Source organism: Alterinioella sp. (assembly GCF_058343375.1).
In genome coordinates this window covers 1-4,942 of record NZ_JBTUJH010000120.1, presented here as the reverse complement: position 1 = coordinate 4,942, position 4,942 = coordinate 1, and the positions used below count along the sequence as shown (strand labels likewise).

3 protein-coding genes are annotated in these 4,942 nt (G+C 62.0%); 1 reads left to right on the top strand and 2 read right to left on the bottom strand.

All coding sequences use genetic code 11. The annotated features are described in order from the left end of the window. Nucleotides 1-194: 194 nt before the first annotated feature. Entirely contained in the window at nt 195-3,116 is a 2,922-nt protein-coding gene (gene ileS / locus ACW8PS_RS15470; RefSeq protein ID WP_491528409.1) for an isoleucine--tRNA ligase, read from the bottom strand. Nucleotides 3,117-3,305: 189 nt separating this feature from the next. Further along, the gene (locus ACW8PS_RS15465) at nt 3,306-3,617 is read right to left on the bottom strand and encodes a hypothetical protein (protein WP_491528408.1); all 312 of its coding nucleotides are present in this window, start codon (nt 3,615-3,617) and stop codon (nt 3,306-3,308) included. A gap of 124 nt (nt 3,618-3,741) precedes the next feature. Between ACW8PS_RS15465 and ACW8PS_RS15460 the strand changes: the two genes are divergently transcribed. Next, entirely contained in the window at nt 3,742-4,923 is a 1,182-nt protein-coding gene (locus ACW8PS_RS15460; protein ID WP_491528407.1) for an FAD-dependent oxidoreductase, read from the top strand. Nucleotides 4,924-4,942: the final 19 nt, after the last annotated feature.

Below are 4,942 nucleotides of genomic sequence, written 5' to 3'. Positions count from 1 at the left end.
GGTTGGTCGAGGCAAATTTTCCACCGCTTGCCCGCTCCCAGGTCCAGACGGTGGGGGGCTGGTAAATATCGCTCATGGTCTCAAAATCCTGTCACTTTGGTCAAGGGCATGGATAAGGCATCTGCACGATTGGGCAATGCGTAGCCAGCCCTGCGCAGATGCACCAAGGGCCGGTCCTTTTGGAACCGGCCCCTTCAGCCAAGCGCCAGGTCGCAGCGCCCGCAGACGCCGGCATGGGCATGTGTCCCGACATCGGGCAGGATCTTCCAGCAACGTTGGCATTTCTTCCCGTCGGCGGTTTCAAACACCACGCCCACGCCCTCGATCTCGGGCAGGCGGAAGGCCTCGCCGGGCAAGGGATCACCGGTCAGGCTGACACCCGATGTGATGGCGATATCGGCGAAATCGACGCTGCGCAGCGCAGCCAGCATATCCGCGTCACGGATATGGACCACCGGGGCCGCCTCCAGCGAGGCCCCGATCACCTTGTCGCGGCGCTGGATCTCCAACGCAGCTGTCACCACCCGCCGGGCGCGGCGGATCTGTGCCCATTTCGCGGCCAGAACCTCGTCACGCCATTCGCCGGGCGTGTCAGGAAAATCAATCAGATGGACCGAGCTTTCCTCGCCGGGGAAGCGTTCCAGCCAGACCTCTTCCATGGTGAATACCAGCACCGGGGCCAGCCATGTGGTCAGCCGGTGGAACACCAGATCCAGCACCGTGCGCGCCGCGCGGCGATTCAACGTGTCGCCATCGCAATAGAGCGCATCCTTGCGAATGTCGAAATAGAAGGCGCTGAGATCGCTGGTGGCAAAGGTAAAGACCGCCTGAAACACCCCCTGGAAATCAAACCCGGCATAGCCGTCGCGCACGATGTGATCCAGCTCCGCCAGCCGGTGCAGCACCCACCGCTCCAGTTCCGGCATCTGCTCTGCCTCGACCCGGTCGGCCTCGCTGAAATCGGCCAATGACCCCAACAGGAAGCGCATCGTGTTGCGCAACCGGCGATAGCTGTCGGCGGTGCCTTTCAGAATCTCGGGCCCGATGCGCTGATCATTGGTGTAATCGGCCTGCGCCACCCAAAGGCGCAGGATATCAGCGCCATATTGCTGGATGATCTTTTCCGGCACGATGGTATTGCCAAGCGATTTGGACATCTTCATGCCCTTCGCATCCAGCGTGAAGCCATGCGTCACCACATTGCGATAGGGCGCGCGGCCCTTGGTGCCGCAGGCCTGCAACAGCGAGGAATGGAACCAGCCGCGATGCTGGTCGGTGCCTTCCATATAGACATCGGCGATGCCGTCCTTGGTGCCGTCAGGGCGGTCGCGCAACACAAAGGCATGGGTTGATCCGCTATCGAACCACACATCGAGAATATCAAAAACCTGATCATAGGCGTCAGGGTCCACGATGCCGCCCAAAAACCGATCCTTGGCGCCGTCCATATACCAGCAATCGGCCCCCTCGGCCTCGAACGCGGCCACAATGCGGGCATTCACCGCCGCATCGCGCAGCAGGAAATCATCATCCGTCGGCAGCGTGCCTTTTTTGGTGAAGCAAGTCAGCGGCACACCCCAGGCGCGTTGGCGGCTCAGCACCCAATCGGGCCGCGCCTCGATCATCGCATAAAGCCGGTTGCGGCCGGTCGGCGGTGTCCATTTGACCAGTTCATCGATTGAGGTCAGGGCACGCTCGCGGATCGTTTTGCCATAGGTGTCTTGCCCATCGCCCACGGCCTTATCAACAGCGGCAAACCATTGCGGCGTGTTGCGATAGATGATCGGGGCCTTGGAGCGCCAGCTATGTGGATAGCTGTGTTTGATCTTGCCGCGCGCCAGCAACCCGCCGACCTCGATCAGCTTGTCGATCACGGCCTTGTTGGCGTCGCCCTCGCCGCCCTTGCGGTTCAGGATATATTTGCCGCCGAAAAACGGCAGATCGGGCCGGAACGAGCCGTCATCCATCACGTTATAGGTGATGACCTGTTGCAGCATATTGAGGTCACGATAAAGTTCGTATTCCTCCATCCCGTGGCTTGGCGCGCAATGCACGAACCCGGTGCCTTCTTCATCCGAGACAAAATCAGCGGCGCGGAAATCGCGCAGGTCATCCCATTCGCCGCCCGAGCCTTCGGCACCGGCGAGCGGGTGCGCCAGTTTGATTTTGGCCAGTTCATCCGCCGTTAGATCACGCACACGCCGATACATGCTATCATCAAGGCGCGCGCGCGACAGAACGTCGGCGGCTTGAGTGTCGGCCAGAATGTAACGGTCCCCGATGCGGGCCCAACATTCTTCGGGCCGGCCGGTGATTTCGTAGAGGCCATAAGAAATTCCCGCGCCATAGACCACCGCCTTGTTTGACGGGATGGTCCAGGGCGTCGTTGTCCAGATGACAACCTGCGCATCGTCCAAAGTGGCGTCGCCGGTTCCCACAACCCGAAACTTCACCCAGACCGTGAAGCTTTCCTTGTCGTGATATTCCACCTCGGCCTCGGCCAGCGCGGTCTGCTCGATCGGCGACCACATCACCGGCTTGGAGCCTTGATACAAAGTCCCGTTCATCAGGAATTTCTGGAACTCCTCGGCAATCACCGCCTCGGCGTGATAGGCCATGGTCAGATAGGGATCATCCCAATTGCCGGTGATACCCATCCGCTTGAACTCATCACGCTGGATATCAACCCAACCTTCGGCAAACTTGCGGCATTCCTGACGGAAATCGACGACATCCACATCGTCCTTATTCTTGCCCTTCTTGCGGTATTGTTCCTCGATCTTCCATTCGATCGGCAGCCCGTGGCAATCCCAGCCCGGCACGTATCGCGCGTCATAGCCCATCATCTGATGGCTGCGCACGATCATGTCCTTGATGGTCTTGTTCAGCGCGTGACCGATATGCAGATGGCCGTTGGCATAGGGCGGGCCGTCATGCAGGACAAAGGGTTCGCGCCCCTTCTTTTCCCGCAACATATTGTAGATATTCAGATTTTCCCAACGTGCCAACCATTCTGGTTCGCGTTTGGGCAGGCCCGCGCGCATCGGAAAATCGGTTTTCGGAAGGTTCAGCGTGGATTTGTAGTCGAGCGGCTGCTCAGGCGTGTCGGCGCACATGGGATGCGGTCCTGTCTTGAACGGAATGGGCGATGTGTATCAGGGGCGGTGCGATGGCTCAAACACCTTGTCCCGGCGGCTCAGATCTGGCAGAGCGCCGGGCAAGTAATTCGCGTGAATATGCGCAGGCGGGCCTTGGTCATGGCCCGCGTTATAGGCCCGCGCCCGCAGGCATTCAAGACGCCCCGATCAAAGCCCGGCGCAGGCCCCGCCCACCATGCCAAGCCCACGCCCGATATGCAGCACGCCAAGCGCCAGCCCAAGCGCAGCAATGCCCATATTGAGGCCGCGCGTGTCGCCCAGGCTGCGCGCCGTCACAAGCCCGCCAGCGCCTGCAAGAATGGCCAGCGCCCCAAAGGCCAGCGCCCCATAATCCATATAGGAGCACGACAGGACACCATTGATGCTGGAGGTGTTCGTGCTGGTGAAACTCAATGCAAATCCCAGGATCACAAAGATGATCGCCGCTTTGGATTGTCCTGTCAGGCTGCTCCAACTCATAAGATTTCCTTTCAAAAAAGTCTTGGAACAAGGTGGCAACACTCATCGCTAACGGGCGGATCTGTCAAGGTTTTTGCCGAACTTGCCGCATGCTAGGGCCTGGAAAATGCGCTAACCTGCTGCGATGAAATTGCAAATCGGAATTGCCGGGGCCGGGATCGGTGGCTTGGCCGCGGCGGAGTTTCTGGCGAGCGATGGCCATGACGTCACCGTTTTCGACCAGTTCGCCCGGCCGGAGCCGGTCGGCTCGGGGCTGGTGATCCAACCGGTGGGCATGGCGGTGCTGGATGCGCTCGGTGCCGGGCGGATGGCACGTGATCTGGGCCAGAGCGTGGGCCGGATGACCGGGCTGGAGGTCAATTCAGGCCGCCGCGTTCTGGATGTATCCTATGGCGCGAGTGAGGACCGCAAGGGGCTTGGCATCCACCGCGCGGCGCTGTTTCATACCCTCCATCAGGCCGCATTGGCCGCCGGGGTCGACATCACGCCAGACCACAGGGCCACCGGGCGCGACGGGCAGTATCTGCTGTTCGGCAAGCGCCGCGAGGGGCCGTTTGACCTGATTGTCGATGCCTGCGGGGCGGGCTCGGCCCTGTCGCCACTGCGCAGCCGCCCGCTGCCCTATGGCGCGGTTTGGGCAACCGTGCCCTGGCCCGAGGAGAGCCGCCTGGCCGCCGATCAACTCAGCCAGCGCTACCGCCGCGCCGACCGGATGGTGGGCGTGCTGCCGGTGGGGGCAATGCCCGGTTCGCCGGGTCAACGCCTGGCGGCGATCTTTTATTCGCTGCCGGTTGCCGATCATGCAGCGTGGCGGGCGCGCGATTTTGAGGCATGGCGGCAGGAGGTGAGCGCGCTCTGGCCCGATTTCGCGCCCTATCTGGGCTGGATCACCGATCACGACGCCTTCACCTTTGCCAGCTACAGCCATGGCAGCCTGGCCGCGCCCTGGGGCGATGGCATCGCCCATATCGGGGACGCCGCGCATCGCGCCAGCCCGCAACTGGGGCAAGGGGCCAATATGGCTTTGCTGGATGCCCGCGCCTTGCAACTTGCGCTGCGCCAGGCGCGCGGCGAAGAAGCCCTGCGGCTTTATGCAGGCGCCCGGCGCTGGCATGTGCGCGCCTATCAGGGCATGAGCGCGGCCTTCACCCCGCAATATCAATCCGACAGCCGCATTCTGCCGCTGATCCGCGATCATGCGCTGGCCCCGCTGGCCCGGATCTGGCCGGTCAACCGCATTCTGACGCGGCTGGTCTGTGGCGATATCCTGCCGCCGATGCCCGCCCTTACACCGCGACGCGACTGACGCTGCGTTCGCGCAGGAT